15 protein-coding genes are annotated in these 21215 nt (G+C 37.5%); 12 read left to right on the top strand and 3 right to left on the bottom strand.

Annotated features, from left to right (window positions below):
* Positions 1 to 58: 58 nt before the first annotated feature.
* Positions 59 to 2974, top strand: a complete 2916-nt coding sequence (gene ileS / locus CER18_RS02525; RefSeq protein ID WP_100128529.1) for an isoleucine--tRNA ligase — start codon at positions 59 to 61, stop codon at positions 2972 to 2974.
* Between the two features lie 177 nt (positions 2975 to 3151).
* Positions 3152 to 3643, top strand: coding sequence for a hypothetical protein (locus CER18_RS02520; protein ID WP_100128528.1), 492 nt, complete (start codon positions 3152 to 3154; stop codon positions 3641 to 3643).
* A gap of 674 nt (positions 3644 to 4317) precedes the next feature.
* Here the strand turns inward: CER18_RS02520 and CER18_RS02515 are convergent.
* Entirely contained in the window at positions 4318 to 4764 is a 447-nt protein-coding gene (locus CER18_RS02515) for a nucleoside deaminase (protein ID WP_100128622.1), read from the bottom strand.
* Between the two features lie 267 nt (positions 4765 to 5031).
* Between CER18_RS02515 and CER18_RS02510 the strand changes: the two genes are divergently transcribed.
* The 8 genes from CER18_RS02510 to lpxK all read left to right on the top strand — a co-directional run bounded on the left by CER18_RS02510 (position 5032) and on the right by lpxK (position 14831).
* Positions 5032 to 6432 carry a pseudouridine synthase gene (locus CER18_RS02510; protein ID WP_100128527.1) on the top strand — a complete coding sequence of 467 codons (1401 nt, stop codon included), beginning with the start codon at positions 5032 to 5034 and terminating at the stop codon, positions 6430 to 6432.
* Complete coding sequence (gene rsmD / locus CER18_RS02505) at positions 6413 to 6979, top strand: 16S rRNA (guanine(966)-N(2))-methyltransferase RsmD (RefSeq protein ID WP_245410032.1); 567 nt, start codon at positions 6413 to 6415, stop codon at positions 6977 to 6979. The genes CER18_RS02510 and rsmD overlap by 20 nt, the downstream gene beginning before the upstream one ends.
* Positions 6980 to 7467: 488 nt before the next feature.
* Positions 7468 to 7914 carry a hypothetical protein gene (locus CER18_RS02500; RefSeq protein WP_100128525.1) on the top strand — a complete coding sequence of 149 codons (447 nt, stop codon included), beginning with the start codon at positions 7468 to 7470 and terminating at the stop codon, positions 7912 to 7914.
* A 1016-nt stretch (positions 7915 to 8930) separates the two neighbouring features.
* Positions 8931 to 10262, top strand: a complete 1332-nt coding sequence (locus CER18_RS02495) for a TldD/PmbA family protein (protein ID WP_100128524.1) — start codon at positions 8931 to 8933, stop codon at positions 10260 to 10262.
* Complete coding sequence (locus tag CER18_RS02490; RefSeq protein ID WP_100128523.1) at positions 10249 to 11052, top strand: 3'(2'),5'-bisphosphate nucleotidase CysQ; 804 nt, start codon at positions 10249 to 10251, stop codon at positions 11050 to 11052. The genes CER18_RS02495 and CER18_RS02490 overlap by 14 nt, the downstream gene beginning before the upstream one ends.
* Before the next feature lie 46 nt (positions 11053 to 11098).
* Positions 11099 to 11344 (top strand): DUF4170 domain-containing protein, encoded by a 246-nt coding sequence (locus CER18_RS02485; RefSeq protein ID WP_100128522.1) that lies wholly within the window; start codon positions 11099 to 11101, stop codon positions 11342 to 11344.
* Positions 11345 to 12478: 1134 nt separating this feature from the next.
* Positions 12479 to 13801, top strand: a complete 1323-nt coding sequence (waaA, locus tag CER18_RS02480) for a lipid IV(A) 3-deoxy-D-manno-octulosonic acid transferase (protein ID WP_100128521.1) — start codon at positions 12479 to 12481, stop codon at positions 13799 to 13801.
* Positions 13791 to 14831 carry a tetraacyldisaccharide 4'-kinase gene (lpxK, locus tag CER18_RS02475; RefSeq protein ID WP_100128520.1) on the top strand — a complete coding sequence of 347 codons (1041 nt, stop codon included), beginning with the start codon at positions 13791 to 13793 and terminating at the stop codon, positions 14829 to 14831. Before waaA ends, lpxK begins: the two co-directional genes overlap by 11 nt.
* Before the next feature lie 19 nt (positions 14832 to 14850).
* On the opposite strand, the gene CER18_RS02470 is transcribed toward lpxK, so the two are convergent.
* Positions 14851 to 15087: a DUF2093 domain-containing protein gene (locus CER18_RS02470; protein WP_100128519.1), complete on the bottom strand. Its 237-nt coding sequence runs from the start codon at positions 15085 to 15087 to the stop codon at positions 14851 to 14853.
* A gap of 111 nt (positions 15088 to 15198) precedes the next feature.
* Complete coding sequence (gene mutL, locus CER18_RS02465) at positions 15199 to 17052, bottom strand: DNA mismatch repair endonuclease MutL (protein WP_100128518.1); 1854 nt, start codon at positions 17050 to 17052, stop codon at positions 15199 to 15201.
* A 274-nt stretch (positions 17053 to 17326) separates the two neighbouring features.
* Between mutL and CER18_RS02460 the strand changes: the two genes are divergently transcribed.
* Both CER18_RS02460 and lldD read left to right on the top strand, forming a co-directional pair.
* Positions 17327 to 18415 (top strand): 2'-deoxycytidine 5'-triphosphate deaminase, encoded by a 1089-nt coding sequence (locus CER18_RS02460; RefSeq protein ID WP_100128517.1) that lies wholly within the window; start codon positions 17327 to 17329, stop codon positions 18413 to 18415.
* A 1036-nt stretch (positions 18416 to 19451) separates the two neighbouring features.
* Positions 19452 to 20603 carry an FMN-dependent L-lactate dehydrogenase LldD gene (lldD, locus tag CER18_RS02455; protein ID WP_100128516.1) on the top strand — a complete coding sequence of 384 codons (1152 nt, stop codon included), beginning with the start codon at positions 19452 to 19454 and terminating at the stop codon, positions 20601 to 20603.
* Positions 20604 to 21215 lie beyond the last annotated feature (612 nt).

Here is a 21215-nt window from a genome sequence, read left to right as displayed (position 1 = left end):
AGGGTTCAGGGAAGTTATGCAAAAATGAAATCGTAAAAGTGGACAGGAATATTTCACAATGACTGTGAAAAATGAAACAATAGATTATTCAAAAACTCTTTATCTCCCACAAACAAATTTTCCTATGCGTGCGGGGCTTCCGCAAAAAGAGCTTGAATTGATAGCACGTTGGGAAAATATGGAACTTTATGCGCAATTGCGTCAACAAGCAAAAGATCGTCCATTTTATATTCTTCATGATGGTCCACCTTATGCAAATGGTCATATTCATATCGGGCATGCTTTAAATAAAGTTCTAAAGGATGTGGTTGTCCGTTCATTCCAAATGCGCGGTTTTAATGCAAATTATGTTCCTGGTTGGGATTGCCATGGGCTTCCAATTGAATGGAAAATTGAAGAGAAGTATCGCGCACAAGGAAAAAATAAGGACGAAGTCCCTCTTAACGAGTTTCGTCAAGAATGTCGTGAATTTGCACAGCATTGGGTGGGCGTTCAAAGTGAAGAATTTAAACGCCTTGGTGTCGTGGGAGATTTTAACACACCTTACACCACAATGGCTTTTCGTGCAGAAGCACGCATTGCGAGTGAATTGATAAAATTTGCTATGTCAGATCAGATTTATCGTGGTTCTAAGCCGGTGATGTGGTCTGTTGTGGAGCGTACAGCTTTGGCAGAGGCTGAGATTGAATATCATGATCATGAATCAGAGATGATTTGGGTTAAGTTTCCTATTCTTGAAGCAAATTCTGATGATTTATATGGTGCTTATGTCGTTATTTGGACAACAACACCATGGACAATTCCAGGCAATCGTGCAGTGAGTTATTCTTCCCAGATTTCTTATGGTTTTTACGAAGTTGAAAGTGCTGAAAATGATTTTGGTCCTCAAGCGGGAGAAAAACTTCTCTTTGCAGATGCTTTGGCAATGAGTTGTGCAGAAAAAGCCAAACTTGTTTTAAAACGTTTGCGTGTTATTTCTGCTGATGAATTGAAAACACTCGTTCTTTCTCATCCACTCAAAGGTTTGGCTGGAGGATATAATTATAAAATTGCACTGCTTGAGGGTGACCATGTGACAGAGAGTGCGGGTACAGGTTTTGTCCATACAGCACCAAGCCATGGGCGTGAGGACTTTGAAATTTGGAATGATTATAAGTCCTTATTAGAGCAAGCAGGGATTGATTCATCGATACCTTTTCCTGTTGATGATGCGGGTTTCTATACGAAAGATGTTCCGGGTTTTGGGCCAGATCGTGAAGGAGGACCTGCGCGTGTTATTGATGATAATGGAAAAATGGGTGATGCCAATAGAGAGGTCATTAATGCTTTAATTAAAGCAAATCGATTGTTTGCACGCGGGCGTTTAAAGCATTCCTATCCCCATAGTTGGCGTTCGAAAAAACCGGTTATTTTTCGCAATACACCGCAATGGTTTATTTCAATGGATAAAGATTTGGGGGATGGTTCAACTTTACGCAGTCGAGCTTTGGAAGCTGTTTCAAAAACGCGTTTTGTGCCATCTTCTGGACAAAATCGCCTCGCTTCTATGATAGAAGATCGTCCTGATTGGGTACTTTCTCGTCAACGTTCTTGGGGGGTGCCTATTTGTATTTTTGCCAATGAGGATGGTGTTGTTCTAAAAGATGAAGGCGTGAACGAGCGTATTTTACGGGCTTTTGAAGCAGAAGGGGCAGATGCATGGTTTGCTGAAGGAGCGCGTGAGCGTTTTTTAGGTGAGCGGGCACATGAGCCTTGGGTGCAGGTTTATGATATTCTGGATGTTTGGTTTGATTCTGGAGCAAGTCATAGCTTTGTGTTAGAAGATCGGGCTGATTTGAAATGGCCTGCTGATGTTTATTTTGAAGGCTCTGATCAACATCGTGGATGGTTCCAGTCTTCTCTTTTGGAAAGCTGTGGTACGCGTGCCTGCTCGCCCTATAAGACAGTGATTACACACGGTTTTACTTTGGATGAGAATGGTAAAAAAATGTCTAAGTCTTTAGGCAATACGGTTGTTCCACAGGAGATCATTAAAACATCTGGTGCTGATATTTTTCGTCTCTGGGTCATGACAACTGATTATTGGGAAGATCAGCGTTTAGGTAAAAAAATTCTTCAGACCAATGTGGATTCATATCGTAAACTGCGCAATGCAATTCGTTGGATGCTTGGAACTTTAGCGTATGATGAAGGAGAAGAAATATCTTATGGCGCACTGCCAGATCTTGAAAAATTGATATTACATCGGCTTTTTGAACTGGATCAGTTGGTTAATCGTGCCTACGATGAATTTGATTTTAAAAAAATTATGCGTGCATTATTAGATTTTTCAATCATTGAATTATCAGCATTTTATTTTGATATTCGTAAGGATTCTCTTTATTGCGATGCACCTTCGTCACAAAAACGTAAAGCTTCTTTGCAGGTTGTTCGTGAGATTTTTGAACGAATGGTGACATGGCTTGCTCCGATGTTGCCTTTTACGATGGAAGAAGCTTGGTTAGAGCGTTATCCAGAAAGCCAGTCGGTACATTTGGAACAATTTCGCTCTGTACCAGCAGAATGGCAAAACCAACCTTTGGCTGAACGTTGGAAAAAAATTCGGCAGGTCCGTAAAGTTGTGACAGGTGCTTTAGAGCTTGAGCGCGCTGATAAGCGTATTGGATCCTCGTTAGAAGCGGCTCCTATTGTTTTTATTTCCAATCCAGTTTTACGAGAGGCGCTCGAAAATGTGGATATGGCGGAGATCTGTATCACCAGTGCTCTCACAATTACGCAGGATACAATGCCTTCCGATGCTTTTACTTTGAATGATGTTGAAGGTGTTGGTGTATATCCAGAAAAGGCATTGGGGGAAAAGTGTGCGCGATCATGGCGTTATACACAAGATGTTGGGAGTGATCCGACTTATCCTGATGTCTCTGCTCGTGATGCAGCTGCTTTGCGAGAGTTAAAAATTCTTGGTAAGGTTTAAAATTTTAGATCAAGGGAAAGAAATGTAAGTAGATTTCTGATATTGATGGATATCGTTTTTTGTGGTACGGAGTAAATTCCGTTGTTTTATCTGCAGGGGGGAAATTTGTGTATGGACCATTCTCTCATAAATAGCGGGAATATTAATCGGCCATATACTTGGGAAATGGAATAAGCAGTGAGAAAACGTGAAATAAAAATATTTCCAACAGGAATTTTAGGGATATGCTTTGTTTTAACGGGGTGCAATTTCTCTGCTCCTACCTATGGGACAAGTAAACCGGTTTCGATACAGTTTTTTGAAGATGTTGCTAATATTGCTTCATTAACACCAGTAAATAATAGCAGTCAGATTGTTATGAAACCCCGTCAAAAGCTTGTGATACCAAGTTCTAGCTCACGCAGATTTTTACCGCTTCCACAACAAGATAGATCTGTCAATAAAATAGCAACATCGAAGCAGCATCAAGGAAGTCCTTCTTTTTCTCACAAAGAGTCTTCAGTGAATGGTGTTGGTTCAGAAAATCCTCCACAGTTGAATGCTAAACAAAGACAAGAATATCTACGTCGTCAAAGAGCACAAGTTGGAAGTCCAAAATACCGCCGCTATCTCACAGAACCGCCTTTAAGTTATCGCCAACCTGCAAAGACTGCTCCTACTGGTCGCTAGGGAAAAGAAAAAACCTTAAAGTATGTGAGACATTCTTCCTATTGCTTATAAGATCAAGTTCTCGTTCACGCAAAGCTTTTCCTTTGTGGTAAGGAGGCTGTTATTTCTGTGAAATAGCAATATGGCAATAGACCTCGAGAGAGGAGTGGTGTTGCGTTTTCCTCAAAGAAAAATCGATGAAGGTTTTCGAACCCATTTCACGCTGTCGCTCGTGTGGATAGTATAACGCAAAATCCATTGTGCACCTCTATTTTTATGCTTATGAAGGAACAGGCTGATATCATCATTGTATTTGCTAGCCACTAATGTTGCGATAGTCACTTGGCAGTAAAGAGTCTCTATAAGGGATATTTTTAGTCTTTTTTGAATTGTTTTTTATCCAGACGGGTAATCACACTTTGTGATGTGTAAGAAAGAGATTTTTATTGATTCACTATAAATAGATTTGAAGTGAGAATATTTTATAATATTTTGGACTTTATATTTTATATACAAAACAATCAATTATTCTTATAAATGAAAGCATCATCTCATAGAAGCAATATGCAATGTTAAAAGAGGTTTTAAAGGAAAAGTGCTTCAAAATAGCTTTCGATATATCAGAAGGATGAATAGTCTTTTTTAAGAAGTAGGATAGTTTCTAAAGAGTGAAGGTTATGGATGAAGAATTGTTTTTAGGATCGCTTTTGAATAAAAAACTCTTTGAGTAATTGAGCAGCTTCTTTTTCTTTAAAACCGGCATAAATTTCAGGCTTGTGATGACAGGTTGGTTGCTGATAAAAACGTGGGCCATTTTCTATAGCTCCCCCCTTGGGATCATTCGTTGCATAATACAGACGTCGTATGCGTGCAAATGAAATGGCAGCAGCACACATAGCACAAGGTTCAAGTGTTACATAAAGATCGCAATCAGGAAGCCTTTCGCTTTGCAATGCTTCGCAAGCCATACGGATTGCGCGCATTTCTGCATGTCCTGTAGGATCATATGCAGATTTTATAAAGTTACCAGCGCGTGCAATAATAGCTTTTCCGCGTGTAATGACAGCACCTACGGGTACCTCATCTTTTTGTGCAGCCCATTGTGCTTCCAAAAGGGCTATTTCCATGGGGGTTAAAGTCATCATGTTTTGTCTACAAGGGCATAGAGAATCTAACGATTTCTCAATAAGGAATACTATGAAATAAATAATTTATTATTCTTTTATGATGAAAGGAATATCTTTATTTTTTTAGGTGTTTAAAACAAACTTGCGAGTCAGTGGATAGGTTATTGCTGTTAAAGGATAGAAAATGATAAATGATTGTGCTACGTCCTCTTTCAAGATAAGCGGTATGGTGCATGTGAGTAATTTTCTGAACATACTGGCAAAGATTGGTTTGAAACGCAAATGAATGAAAATAATGAAAGTGAACGGATTGCTAAAAGGTTAGCACGTGCTGGCGTTGCCTCACGTCGAGAGGCAGAAATGATGATTGTTGCAGGTCGTATTTCTGTGAATGGTACAGTTGTGACAACACCTGCTTTTAATGTTAGCCGCTCTGATATTATTAAAGTTGATGGCAAACCTTTATCGCCTATAGAACGAACGCGTTTATGGCTTTACCATAAACCAGCAGGGCTTGTCACCACAAACCGTGATCCTGAAGGCAGACCTACAGTATTTAGTCATTTGCCAAAAGGAATGCCGCGCGTTCTTTCTGTTGGAAGGCTTGACATTAACACGGAAGGGCTTTTGCTCTTAACCAATGATGGTGGCTTAGCGCGCGTATTAGAGCTTCCTGTAACGGGGTGGGTCCGCAAATATCGCGTCCGTGCTCATGGAAGAGTGAAGCAGAGCGCGCTGGATAACCTTAAAAATGGTATTGCGATTAATGGTATTTTCTATGGTTCAATTGAAGCCTCAATTGAACGTGAACAAGGGGCGAATATATGGCTTTCTGTCGCTTTGCGAGAAGGCAAAAATCGTGAAATAAAGAATGTTTTAGGGGCATTGGGATTATCGGTTAATCGTTTAATACGTGTATCTTATGGTCCATTTCATCTCTCTGATTTAGAAGAAGGAGCTGTGCAAGAATTAAAAGGTCGGATGTTACGAGATCAGTTGGGAGAACGTTTGATTATGCAAGCCAATGCAGATTTTGATGCTCCTATTCTGAAGCCCTTTTCAAATTCTCCAGTTGTTGCGGAAAAACAAAGCCAGAAGGATGTTCCTGTTGCAAATGATGGTTGGGTTTTCTCAAGTGAAAGAGCGATACGGCGCTATCCTAGAGATGGTTCGGTTGAGCATGATCGCGCACGATTAAGAGCAAAGTCTCATGAGAATGTGAGTAAGGGGAAAAGTGAGGAAGGAAAAGCCGAGCGTTTCCTACCGCGTTCTCGCCGTGCGAATGTTTGGATGGCTCCTGGAGCACGTCCGCAGAGTGTACGGAGGAAGGATTCCTATAGTGAGGAGAAATCGCGCGCTCATAAGAGCGATTTGGCTGATAAAAAATCCTTTCATCGGGGCAAGGAAAAACGAAAAGACAATCATTTGCATAAAGAAAAGAGGGGAAGCTTTGTTCAAAAACGTGGCAAAACATCTTATGATGAGACGCACAGCTTTGGTAAGAAAGATCGCTTTTTAAAGGATAAAGAGAAAATGATAAAAGGTGGTCCTGATAAGCATTCTTTTGAGAGAAAGGACAAGGTAAAATCGTTTAGTGGTGCTATGAAAAAATCTAAATCACCTCGTGATGATGCAAAAGCTTCGAAGCGATTTGGAGGGCCACGTGCGGATCATCGGCGGTAAATTTGCTGGGCGTGTTTTGTTTTCGCCTATTGATCAGTCGATTCGCCCGACGAGTGATCGTACGCGTGAAAGCCTTTTTAATATTCTTTCTAGCCGTGAAGAAGAATTTTGGATCAATAAACGTGTCCTTGATCTGTTTGCTGGTACTGGTGCTTTAGGTATCGAAGCCCTTTCACGTGGAGCAAAGGCTGCTGTTTTTGTTGAAAACTCGGTTGAGGGGCGTGGGTTGCTTCAAAAAAATATCGAAGCCTTTGAATTACAGTCGATAGGGCGGATTTTGCGTCGTGATGCAACCAAACTTGGCAAGATTGGAACAATGCTTCCATTTGATGTTATCTGCGCTGATCCTCCTTATAGCCGTTGTTTAGGTGAACGTGCTTTTGTAGAAGCTTTGCGAGGGGGGTGGGCAAAAGCGGATACACTGTTCGTACTTGAAGAAAAGAAAGATACAATTATTCATTTACCTGATGTGTTTTATCTCGATGATGAGCGTTTTTATGGTGAGACAGCAATACGTCTTTATAAATTACGATCGCTTACATTTTGAGAGCGTTTTTTTATCTGGTTGGACGAAAAAAGCACTTCTTTACAAGTTTCCTTTATTTTATATGGTTTCTGTAAAGGTTAAGCAGAAAATCAATAAAAGATTCGAATGTTAAAGAAATTGATGTATTTTAATTTTTATTATGCTCTTTGTCTCATTTCTTTCGGTAAAACATTAATCATCAACATTTTATTAACCGTTGAAAGTTTTAAGTTATTGAGCCTACATTGATCTCTTAAATGGTGTGTAAGTTCTTTCTTTGTTATTGTATGAACTTAAAAAGTTATTTTTATTTAAGGTAGACAATCGTGTTCATGTATACTGAACATTTGTGTGTTTATTTTATTAATATTGCTTGTTAAGTTAATCATTACCTATTAAATACACTTTAGAATCTTAAATAGCTTATCGTTTTGCGAACTTTAAGGGTAATTAATATATTACTCATTGTCATTAAAGATTAAGCGATTTTGTGGAAAGGGGGGATTATCATGTTTAAATGGACGTATAGTGAAGAAATTAGCACAGAGGCAAGTGCAGAGCAGATTTGGTCTATGTGGGAAGATGCAGCAACATGGCCTTGTTGGGATCATGAACTTGAATGGGTAGAACTTTCTGGTGCTTTCAAAGAAGGCGCCGTAGGACGCATGAAGCCTAAAAAAGGACCAACAGTAACTTTTACCCTTGATAAAGTTATAAAAAATGTTTGTTTTTCTGATTACGCTAAACTTCCTCTGACACGCATGAGTTTTGATCATGAATATATTTGTTCAAAAAAGTCTGGTTCTTCAAAAAACAAAATTCGTCATACTGTAACGATGTCTGGTTTATTGTCTCCTTTCTTTGGAATGATGATTGGATCAAAAATTAAGTTACATCTTCGTGATGCAATGATTGAAATGAGCAGACGTGCTCTTACTGAAAATAAAGCCATCTGATGTATATTCATAGGGAAGTTGATTTTTTTTAAATTCAGAAATTATAGCCTTGTTAGAATGAAATCAGTTATGAGTATATCACAAACCAATCAGCTTTTAAGTTAGCTGTTGAAATCGTATCAAATTATCTTATGGGATTAATTCTTTCCTAAAGATTTTATAGAGCTCATTGAATTTTATTTTGTATATAAAAACTTATAAGATGATATTCTCCAGTTCCTAATATTGCGGTAGCTTTTGCGTTTAAGAGCATTCATAAGAGACATTTTGATCTCTTCTTAAACAGTTTTAATGGTCTCAATATGGATGAGTTTTTAATAGAGAGAGTTTTATACTATTGGGCTCTTTTATGCATATGGCAAAACAATAAATTATGATTATGACTTATTTTTAACAAATATAAAAAGCGTTCTCTGTGACATTACTGATCATGAGGATAAAGAAGGTTATGAAAGCTCATTTTGTTGAAATCATTAAATGAAAGGAAATATTTTTTACGCTGTTGATGTTTTATTTCATTGACAAGATTACTGTTTTCTTATGAGAGAGCTTATAGAAATAAAGAGATATAAGTCATTTTCTTGATTCTTGCTTGAGAATTAAAGAAAGCTATAGGAGTGAGGGAGAAGTTATTTGACATTCCAGAGGGCAAAAGACGTGTTGTTTAGAACGTTTTATGCTTTTTGAATTTTTGAGGATTGTAGCTTAAATCCAAGGGTTATTGCTAAATCTTCTATTGATTTACGAGGTTTTCTGTTGATCTGATGGTGAGTTGCAGATTTGGCTTTTAAAATGATAAAGGCTCATGAGAAATCTTGAAACTAAAGAGATTTTACGACATATTACGTCTTTTCATCAAGAAGCTAAAAGGGAAGTGATTTAATGCATTAAAAAGACAAGAATGCATGAGACGTGCATCATTTTATGAATGAACAAACAAGAGTTATATTCTGATTTGTATGAATTTGTCAGAGTGTTTATCAATGTAAATAATAAAATATTTTAGGGAGTCTATAATGACTGACAAAAACCAGATTGAGAAAGCGGTTTCATTGGTTGAAGCAGCAAGGCGTTCTGGGGCGGATGCTGCTGATGCTGTTATTGTTCATGTCCATTCCACCAGTGTATCTGTTCGTTTTGGGAAAGTTGAATCGACAGAAGCAGCCGAGAGCAATGATTTTACTCTAAGGGTTTTTGTTGGAAAAAAAGTAGCAAGTGTTTCTGCTAATTTAGCGTCTTATCCGCAAGAGCTCGCAGAACGTGCTGTTGCGATGGCTAAAGCTTCTCCCGATAGTTTATTTGAAGGTTTGGCAGATAAAGAGTGTTTGGTTAAGCATCCTAAAGATCTTGATCTTTTTGATGATTTTGTGCCAAGCAGTCATTTTTTAACAGAAGATGCTTTAAAAACAGAAGCAGCGGCTCTTGATGTTAAAGGCGTAAGCAATTCCGGAGGTGCTGCAACAGCTTATGGCCGTAGTGGTTTTGTTCTTGTGACCAGCGATGGTTTTTGTGGAGCCTATCGCTCCAGTTGCTTTTCACGTTCTTGCAGTGCTCTTGCAGGGGAAGGGACACAGATGGAGCGGGATTATGATTATACAACAGCCTTACATTTTTCTGATTTAGAGGACGCAGAAACCGTGGGAAAAAATGCAGGGCTTGGCGCAGTTCGACGTTTGGGGGCAGTTCGTGTAGCGACAGGAGGTGTTGATGTTATTTTTAATCCACGTACGGCTCGTGGAATTGCGGGGCATATCGCCTCTATGGTCAATGGAGCTTCTGTGGCTCGTAAAACGAGTCTTTTACAGGATTTTTTAGGCAAGGCAGTGATGAAGTCTGATGTTAATGTAACCGATCACCCTTTGCTTTTGCGTGGAAATGCTTCTCATCCTTTTGATGGAGAAGGGATAGAGGGGCAACCACTCAATATTATTGAAAATGGTATTTTAAAAAATTGGTTTCTTTCGTCATCTACAGCACGTGAATTGGGGCTTAAAACAAATGGGCGTGGTGCGCGTTCGGGGTCATTGGTGCAGCCGACAAGTACAAATTTTGCTATTGAACCGGGTTTAGTATCGCCTTGCGATATGATAAAAGATTTACGCAGTGGGTTTTATGTGACAGAATTATTCGGCCATGGCATTGATTTTATTACCGGTCAATATAGTCGGGGTGCTTCCGGTTTTTGGATTGAAAATGGTGAAATTTCTTATCCGGTGAGCGAAGTAACGCTAGGTTCTAATTTGCTTCATATGTTAGCACATTTAACACCGGCCAATGATATTGATCGGCGTTATGGGACAGCGGCTCCAACATTGTTAATTGAAGGAATGACACTTGCAGGAAAATAACACGCATTATTCTTCTGATTTAAATCTTTTGCGTGATGTTTGTCGAGAGGCAGGAGATTTAGCAATGCGGTATTTTGGATGCACGTTGGATGTTTGGATTAAAGAAGGTAATTCACCGGTCAGTGAGGCAGATTTTGCTGTTGATCATTTTTTGAAGGAAAAGCTTCTTGGAGCGCGTCCAAATTATGGATGGATTTCAGAAGAAACAAAGGATAATCGGGAACAACAAGGTTATGAACGTTTCTTTGTGGTTGATCCTATTGATGGAACACGAGGTTTTCTTTCTGGCAGTCCTTATTGGTGTATTTCGGTTGCCATTATTGAGAATGGGCGTCCAATTGTGGGCGTTCTACAATGCCCAGCTCAAGGAGATGTTTACGCCGCTGTCACGGGTGGAGGGGCAACATTAAATGGGATAAAACTTCCTCGTTTAGCCTTTCAGGTTCATCGAAAATATAAAATTTCGCTTGATAAATCGCTTGTACAAAAATTACCAGATGATTTTCGCAATCGAATCAGTCCTTATAAGCATCTCCCCTCTCTTGCTTATCGTATTGTTCTTGTTGCTCAAGATGAGATTGATATCGTATTAGTTCGTCCCAATTGTCATGAATGGGATATTGCTGCGGCTGATCTTATTTTGCAGGAGTGTGGCGGGCGTTTTTTATCGCTTGATGCCCCTTTACTATCTTATGGAATTGAACCTTATCAATATGGACTTTTAATTGCTGGTAAAAATAATTGCTGTCAGGATATGATAGATGTTGTTCGTCAAGCAAAGTTAGTTTAATCACATAAAAGCGCGCTAAAATTATCTGAATGATATGGAGGCACATATGACTAAAGCCAACGAAAAAAAACAATATTTGCACCTTGTATTTGGTGGTGAATTAAAAAATCTTAAGAGCAACCAATTTAAAAATCCTGATGGTTTAGATGTGGTTGGTATTTTCTCAGATTATCAATCCGCTCAAGAAGCATGGCAGGCAAAAGCGCAAAGCAGTGTAGATAATGCATTACAACGTTATTACATAGTAGATTTGCATCAGTTTCTTGATATTGAAACAGGTGATACAGAGTAAAGTTTGAGATTATTATATCCACTACCTCATGTTTGTTTGTTGTGCTTTCTCATAGGTTTGTCCTTTAAGAAAAACAGAACGCTGTAGGTGCTATTATTGTTGTAAATTCATATGCTTTCTGAAGGAAATATTTCTCAAGAAGTCAAATTCATTTCATAATGGTGTTCGCACAAGGTATAAATCCATTATTGCATCACTATCATCATTACGCTTAGATATTAATAAAAATACAAGCTTACATCATTATACACTTTGCGAGCTAAAAATATTAAGAATAAACTTTAGCACTTGATATAGGGAATAAGAGGCATTTTGCCTCCTTGTTTCAGTATTTTTTATCTATGTTCCCTCTACCTGTGGTGTGTAAACAAAAGGTTTTGATTATTTCAACATAAGTTAGCTTTAAATAGAAAAATTTTACAATATTCAGGGCAAATTACGCTATGGTAAATAATGATACATCAATATATTGCCTAATTATGTGAATACAGTGTGATTAAGTTTATGGATGTGATGTCAGAGTACGTAGAAGAGTTTAAAGGCGATAAATTTTAGAGCGCTTTTGGTAAAATAAGGATCATTTATTGATAACAAGGTTGTTTGCGTGAGTTTTTATTGTAAAAGCGAAGGTTTTTCTTTCTTTATAAGTTAAATTTAGATGCCCATTGTAAAGAAGGCACAAAGGTGATGATTATTCATTTATTATCTCTTTTTTGCATAAAGAGTATTCTATCGAAATTTTCGTTGTTTTCAAATTGAGGAAGTTGTTGCTCTATTTTTTCTTGGTTGTACGAAGATAAATATGGAATTTACAAAACAATGTAAGCGTAACATTATTGTGATTGGAACAGAACAATGTACAGCATATCAGGTTTATAAAAACTGAGTATTATTAACCTTTGAAATGCCTTTAAATCTGAAAAAATATAGCTATGAATGTGGATATTTCATATGGAATAGTAGATGAAAGTTGGAATAGAGGCATTGTATAATCAATGATCTGTCTATTCTATTGTGTATATGCTATTCTTATAGAAAAATTTAAAAAATATGGATGTAACCAATAGTATTGATGAAATTTTTAACAAAATAAGCCTATGGATATCTCAAAACAGCTGGATGAGGTGATTTTAAATGGTAGAATTAAAGGCACATGCGGCTCTTTTAACCTATCGGATGATTGGTTTTTGCTTATGTCCTGTTATCCCTTTTTATTTGTTTTTTCGTGCTATCCGTGGAAAAGAAGAGTGGTGTCGCAAAAAAGAGCGTTTAGGTAAAAGCTCACTTTTACGTCCCCAAGGCTCGTTAGTTTGGTTACATGCAGCAAGTGTGGGAGAAACACTTGCACTTGTTCCACTCATTAATCATATTTTATCATTGAAAATCAACGTATTATTGACAACAGGGACTGTGACATCTTCTTCTCTCGTGAAAAAACATTTTGGTAATCGGTTGATTCATCAATATACTCCTTTGGACTTAGATTTTGTCGTGCGGCGTTTTATTCGTCATTGGAAGCCTGATCTCGTTTTGATTTGTGAATCCGAAATTTGGCCTCTGCGCATTAAAGAACTTGCTAAAATGCGTATTCCGCAGATTTTGGTTAATGCCCATATGTCTGAACGTTCTTTTAAAGCTTGGCAAAAACGGCGCATTCTTGCCAAACATATTTTTAAGGATATTGATTTGGCGATTAGTCAGAACGAAAGGGATGTCATTTATTACCATACCCTTGGTGTAAAATCTGTTACGTTTTCTGGTAACCTCAAGGCTGATGTTTTTTTGGTTGAAGATCAAGCATTGCTTGCACGTTATCGTAATGCTATTGGCAATCGTCCAGTTTGGGCCGCTGTTTCAACGCATGAAGGGGAAGAGGAGATTGCTTTTGAGGTTCATAAGATTGTTAAAAATTATTTGCCAGATTTATTGACAATTATTGTGCCGCGACATCCTGAACGTTTAGAAGATCTTATCAAAAAATGTGACAATCAGAATTTACGTTTTATTCGGAGAAGCAAAAATACTCTTCCAAACATGAATACCGACATTTTATGGGGCGATACGATTGGAGAAATGGGGCTTTTTCTTCGCTTATCGAAAGTTTCTTTCGTTGGTAAGTCGTTATGTGAAAAGGGGGGACATAATCCATTGGAATTAGCTTTGCTTCGTTCTGCTATTTTAACGGGCCCTCATGTTTCAAATTTTCAAGAGATGTTCGAACAATTTTTAGTACGTGATGCAGCATATATGGTTCAAGATACAAAACAGCTTGCGATTCAGGTGTATAAGCTTTTAACAAATGAAACATTGCGACAAGAAATGGTTGATAAGGCTCATGAGGTAGCAACAGGTATGGCAGGTGCACTTGAGCGCACATTAAAGATTTTAGATCCATTTTTACAACCTCTTGTCATACAAACTGGGTTACGTCAGAGTCAGGGTGGATATGCATATTAGTGCCCCCCATTTTTGGTGGAAAAATAAAAGCTTTTTGCGTTTTTTATTAGCTCCAGTTTCATGGGGATATGGTTATTTTTCACGTTGTTTTATGACAAGACAACCGCCTGCGATTGATCTTCCGGTTTTATGTATTGGAAATTTTACATGTGGTGGTACGGGTAAAACGCCGGTTGTTATCGCTTTTGCCAAAGTGGCTAAAGAACTTGGCTTTATCCCTGGTGTTGTATCACGGGGATATGGAGGGGCAGTTAAAGGGGTGCATCTTGTCAATGAGAAATATGACACTGCACGCGATGTTGGAGATGAGGCCCTTTTACTGGCACAGCATGCTTTTGTCGCTGTATCGGCTAATCGTTATGCAGCAGCACAACGGCTTAAACAAGAAGGGTGTAATCTTATTTTAATGGATGACGGCTTTCAAAGCCGCCGCCTTTATATGGATTATGCATTACTTGTTGTTGATGCGATGCGTGGTTTTGGCAATGGAGCTGTCTTTCCAGCAGGACCTTTACGTGTACCATTAAAAACGCAATTTTTTTTTATGGATAGTGTTTTATTGATTGGCCACTCAGATGTGTGTGATCATATTGCTTTTCTCGTTGCGCGTACGGGAAAGCCTTTGTATCGTGCTTATCTTAAGGCAAGTGCCTCTGATGAGGTTGCAGGAAAATCATTTTTAGCATTTGCGGGTATTGGCAATCCAGATAAATTTTTTCAATCCATTAAAGAATTATCTGGTCATGTGGTGCAAACTTATACCTATCCAGATCACTATTTTTTCACCGATAAAAATTTAACAAGCCTTGTACAAAAGGCTAAAATGCACAATTTATGGCTCGCGACAACGGCTAAAGATTATATTCGTGTACAGACAATTCATACGCAAAAAGATTTGAAAAATCTTATTGTTTTTGATGTGAATGTCGATTTTGTTCAAAAAAATTTCTGCCGTATGCTTCTTGAGGAGGTTATAACCCGCTTTAGAAAACGTTCCTGTGAATTTTCTTGTGCGAAAGGCAAAGGCTAAATTTATAGCTTTTAAGAGATTAGTCTTCTTGTGTTTTTAACAATTGCTTGAGATATGGATTGCATTCAAGTTCACGGTGATAAGAAATTTCACAACTGGCATAGGCTTCTTGGCGGTGATGATTCCAATATTTTAAATCATCTATAGGGATTTTTTGTCCGCTAACGGCACAAATGGTATAGGTTCCATATTCTACAATGTCATATCCGTTATTAGAATAACGAACTTTTGCTTCGCGTTCATCATTAGAAAACATTTTCTACATTTCCTTTTTACTTGACATTATTATTCAAAAAAATGCCATAAGATATATTATACAGTCCAGAATTAATTTAAAAAAAATTTTTTTGTCAAAATGATTAAGCGTTTATTTTCTGCCAAAAAGCCGTTCTATATCTGCTAATTTAAGTTCAATATAAGTAGGGCGCCCATGATTACATGTACTTGTATTGGGCGTTGCTTCCATTTGTCGTAACAGTGTGTTCATTTCTTCGGGGCGTAAAAGGCGTCCTGACCGTATGGAGCCGTGACAAGCCATCGTTGCTGCGACATAATCAAGCATTGCTTTTAAATTGTTTGTTGTATCATATTCAGCGGCTTCATCTGCGAGATCTTTAATAAGGGCTTGTACGTTGATTTCTCCTAACATAGAGGGCGTTTCACGTACAAGAATTGCACCAGGTCCAAATGGTTCTATTCCTAATCCAAATTTTTGCAAAGCATCTTTGTGCGTTAAAAGGCATGTTGCATCCTCTTCAGAGAGTTCTACAATTTCAGGAATGAGTAATAATTGTGAAGGAAGTGGTTTGGCATAAAGTGCATTTTTGAGTGCTTCATAAACCAATCGTTCGTGGGCAGCATGCTGATCGACAATGATCAAACTATCTTGAGTTTGAGCGATAATATAGTTCTTATGAATTTGTGCTCTGGCTGCACCTAGAGGATAAGATAACTCTTCTGATGAAGGTATAGTGCTTGGAATATATGCATCTCCACTTGGTGTATTTAAGCCTTCCATAATAGGAGTGGCATCTTCTTTTAAACCAAAAGAGCTGGTACTATCCAACGGTTTGTGAACCATTGAAGCGGTGGCAAAATGATGAGCCTGCGGGTTGTAAGAAGAGGATTGGTAAGCGTTTTTAAAATTACCCAAAGATTGTTGTGCCGATGATTGTTGTGTTTGAAATGCAGCAAGCATTGCTTCAGAGCGGGTTGAAGTAGGGCGAATACCAGATTGCTGCAATGCTTCACGAATTGCTCCAACGATTAAACCACGAATTAATCCTGGATCACGGAATCGTACATCAGCTTTGGCTGGATGGACATTAACATCGACATCAGTAGGTTGGAGATCAATAAAAAGAATAGCGACAGGATAACGATCCCGTGTCATGACATCAGCATAAGCACCACGAATTGCACTCCATAGAAATTTATCGCGCACAGGACGCCCATTAACATAAGCAAATTGATAAAGGCTGTTATTTCGGTTGAAAGATGGCAAACAAGCAAACCCCGTTAAGCGTACGGATTCGCGTTCAGCATTCAGTGCGATGCTGTTAGGGGCAAATTCTTTTCCTATAATTTGGGTAATACGTTGTAATTGTCCTTGCGTATTATTTTCTGTCGCAGGCAGTTCCATAGATGTTCTGTCTAGTCCTGAAAGAGAAAAGCGGATATGTGGAAATGCGATAGCAATTCGCTTAATCATATCACTAATAGCATTTGTTTCAGCCCGATCAGTTTTCATAAACTTTAATCGTGCCGGCGTGACAAAGAAAAGGTCACGAACTTCAACAATTGTTCCAAGATTTGCTGCAGCTGGTTTGGGGCCTACAATTTTTCCAGCAGTAACGGAAATTTCAGCAGCATTCTCAGCCTCTTTTGTTCGTGAAATGAGTTTAAGTTTAGCAACAGAACCAATAGAAGGGAGGGCTTCTCCTCTAAACCCAAGGAAGCAGATATTGTGTACATCATCGGTGATCTTTGAGGTACAATGGCGAGAAACGGCTAAAGTTAACTGATCTGCCGGAATCCCACAACCATTATCACTTACCTTTATAAAATTTTTTCCACCATTTGCTGTAATAATTTCAATGCGCGTCGCACCAGCATCAATAGCATTTTCAACAAGTTCTTTGACAACATTTGCTGGCCGTTCAATAACTTCACCAGCGGCGATTTGATTAATAATATTTTCGCTAAGATGGCGTATAATCATCATAAATTCTAACAGGGTTCTTAAGGGGGTTATGGAAAATTATGATAACATTATTTGTGCAACTTTCAAGAATGAGAAGGTATGAGAGATCTTATTTCTAAATATTTCTTATTTTTTTTCAGAGCGTATTATACTAAATGTTCTTCATTATTCGCAATATTAACAAATTACTTGAAAAAAATAGAAAAAATAATTTTTATCATCTTAAAATAGCTTGCACCAATTTATCATCTAGGTCAAAAAAGAAACAGTGTAAAAAGGGAAGGCAACATATATGGCGCGTATAAGCGGTATTTTAGCAGATAGTGATATACAAGCTTTGATTAATAATAACTTTCTGAAAGCTCGATATCCATTTGATAGATCTCAAATACAACCCGCAAGCCTTGATCTTCGTTTAGGGGAGAAAGCTTATCGTATACGTGCTTCCTTTATGCCGGGTCTTGATACAAAAGTTTTGGATAAGCTTGAACGGTTAAAGTTACATGAGTTTGATTTACGAGATGGAGCTGTTTTGGAAACGGGGTGTGTTTATATTGTTCCTCTTTTAGAAAATTTAGCCTTACCAGAATTTTTATCTGCTATTGCTAATCCAAAAAGCTCTACGGGACGATTAGATATTTTTACACGAGTTATTACGGACAATGCTCAGGAGTTTGATAAAATTTGTGCTGGTTATCATGGTCCGCTTTATCTGGAAATTAGTCCACGAACATTTCCAATTTTGGTTCGTACAGGCTCGCATTTATCACAGCTTCGATTTAGAAAAGGGCAAAGTTATTTAAATGAAATTGAGCTGCATGCTTTGCAAAGGCAAGAAACACTGATATCGGATGATCTTCCTAATATTAGCGCTGGTGGTATTGGACTTTCCATTAATTTAAAAGGGGACGAAAGCGGGTTTATAGGTTATCGTGGTAAACATCATACAAGTGTTATTGATATTGATAAACGTGCTGTTGCCCACGTTTTAGATTTTTGGGAACCTCTTTTTGATCGTGGACAAAGGGAGCTGGTTCTTGATCCTGATGAGTTTTATATTTTAGTTTCACGAGAGTTTGTTCATGTGCCTCCGCTTTATGCCGCAGAAATGACTCCTTTTGATCCCTTAGTGGGTGAGTTTAGGGTGCATTATGCAGGCTTTTTTGATCCAGGATTTGGACATAAAGAGGCGGGTGGTAAAGGGGCAAGAGCGGTTTTAGAAGTACGGAGCCGTGAAGTTCCTTTTATCTTAGAGCATGGACAAATTATTGGTCGTTTGGTCTATGAGCATATGCTTAATCGACCCTCAATCCTTTATGGGCATGATGTTGGATCACATTATCAAGCACAGGGTTTAAAGTTATCCAAGCATTTTAAATGAGCTGAAAACGACGAATTGTGATAAAATGTATTTTAAGTAAGAAATTTGTCCTTTACAAAATCGGTACGATGCACTCTATTTTCAGTTTTACAAGCTATGACTGTCTTTGCATTTTAGAGGATATGAGAGGAATTTTGACTTCTTTTTGAAGAGTTTTATTCATACGAGTTCCGTTTATGATGAAAAGAAGAATAGTTTCAATACTTATTCAATATGTTATGCATATATCTTATGAAAAGAAATCAATGACTTACTAAAATTAGATATAACAATAAAATCTTCGCTTTTCAAAACAAACATGCAAGACCTTAATTTTCCTATAAAATTCAGTTTTCTAGAGCTTAAATATCTAGTATGTTTTATTTGGTATAAAACTTATCATTAAGAGCCAATAAATAATTTTTTCACTACAGTTCAGTAATATTTTTAATGAATATTGTTTTAATTTTAGGAGCTCATTTATAGATTTATAATATTTCCAGAGAATTATTGAAGATGCAGGTCTTTTATTCGTCTGCACATTAAAATTTTTTGAAAAAGTAACTGGTATGATTTTTTAATATTAATATGTGATGATTTCTGGATGTACAAAACAGATTTATTTCAATTATTAATTAAAGGCTTTTTTCATCTTTTGGGGAAATTATGGTTTATACTTAATGAGTATAGACTTTCTATTCTTATAAACGATTATGTGCATAATCTTTGGAGGAAGAAACGGCTTTTAATTACAACAAACCAATAGGCGAAGTAATAGCTTTCGAAGAAGTCTCTATTTACAGAAATTTTTGTACATCAATAATATATAAATTATGAGTGCATACGTTTTTGATTTTACTTCATACTATAATGTTTTAAAATTGGAAAAGAGAAAGAAAGATATTTTTTTATCAATTAGTTTTTTAGAAAGTTGCAATCCCTGTTATTTCTATCTATGCAATAGAGCGTTTTGTGAGAATATCAAATAGGAGGTACAAGGGGCTCTTATGCGTTTTGGAATGTTTTCTCTTTTCATTTAGGAACAATGGTGCCATCAATGATTATTGCTTCAACATTTGATTATCGGAAGGCAGCAAAGCGTCGGCTTCCTCCTTTCCTTTTTCACTATATTGATGGTGGGGCTTATGCTGAAGAAACACTGCGGCGTAATTATACAGATCTTCAAGCTCTTGCACTGCGTCAAAGGATTCTAAGGCAAGTTGGTACAGTTGATCTTTCAATCAAGCTTTTTGAGCAGAGACTTGATTTACCGATTGTTATTGCACCTGTTGGGTTAACGGGAATGTATGCACGCCGTGGTGAAGTACAAGCCGCGCGTGCCGCAGCAGCAAAAGGGATTCCTTTTACTCTATCTTCTGTTTCAGTGTGCCCTATTGCAGAAGTGCAGGAAGCGGTTGGGGGGAAATTTTGGTTTCAGCTTTACGTTCTCAAAGATCGTGGTTTTATGCGTGATTCATTAGAGCGGGCTTGGGCATCTGGTGTACGCACGTTGGTTTTTACTGTTGATATGCCCGTTCCAGGTACACGTTATCGTGATGCACATTCGGGGATGTCTGGTCCTTATGCTGGATTACGTCGTTTTTTACAAGCTTTTACGCATCCTCATTGGGCTTGGAACGTTGGTATTATGGGGCGCCCCCATGATCTTGGAAATGTTTCCACCTATCTCAAAAAGCAGATTGCATTGGATGATTATGTTGGTTGGCTTGGGGCAAATTTTGATCCATCAATTGGTTGGCATGATTTACAATGGATCCGAGATTTCTGGAAGGGAAAAATGATTCTAAAAGGTATTCTTGATCCAGAAGATGCACGAGAAGCAGTACAGTTAGGTGCTGATGGTATTGTTGTTTCCAATCATGGCGGGCGCCAACTCGATGGTGTTTTATCAACAGCGCGTGCGTTGCCAGCAATTGCCGAAGCTGTAAAGGATCATTTGACTATTTTAGTGGATTCTGGTGTGCGTTCTGGACTTGATGTTGTACGCATGATCGCACAAGGCGCGGATGCTGTGATGATTGGTCGCGCTTTTGTTTATGCTCTTGCAGCAGCAGGTGAGAAAGGTGTTGCTCACCTGCTTGATCTTTTTGCCAATGAAATGCGGGTCGCTATGACACTGACTGGTGCTCAGACACTCAAAGAGATTACACGCGAAAGTTTAGTGAATAAAGATGTCTTTAAACAATGAAAATTGTGTTTTATACTGCTTTTAGAAAAATAAAATCTTTTTATAGAAGAACATAATTGTATATTTTACAGATATGTTGACAGTTAACGTTAAAAAAGGTCAAAATTCTTCTCCATAAAATGATAAAAAATGTCCAATAAAGAAAAAATCTTAATAACAATTAAAGCAAAAAAGACACTGAAGACATCTTTTATTCACTTTTTTAAAAGCTTATTCTAAGGATAAAAAGGAACAAGCGCTGCCAGTAAAGGCATAACAACTGTTGATATAGAAAAAATAGATATAAATAATGCTGTGAGCATTTTTTCTCTCCTATTTATAAAAGTATAATAAATTAATTATGTTTTTTAATTGCAATTAATACATATGGTATATAAATAATTTTATTTAAAAATCAATATGTATTATCAGTAATATATAAATTAATAATAAAAATGGAGATATATTCTATAAATATCTATAGTATTTATGCTTATTCTAATGAATAATTATATTATATGAATATGATATTGTCTTTTATGGAATGGATTTTAAACCAATGAAAAATACAGTGTAGTATCTTTTAAATAAAATGCTTTCCTAGAAAGAAAGATAACGCGATTTAATGCTCTT

Origin of the sequence: Bartonella tribocorum (genome assembly GCF_002777915.1) — a bacterium.
Taxonomy (GTDB): domain Bacteria; phylum Pseudomonadota; class Alphaproteobacteria; order Rhizobiales; family Rhizobiaceae; genus Bartonella; species Bartonella tribocorum_A.
This window is presented reverse-complemented; position numbering and strand designations above follow the sequence as displayed.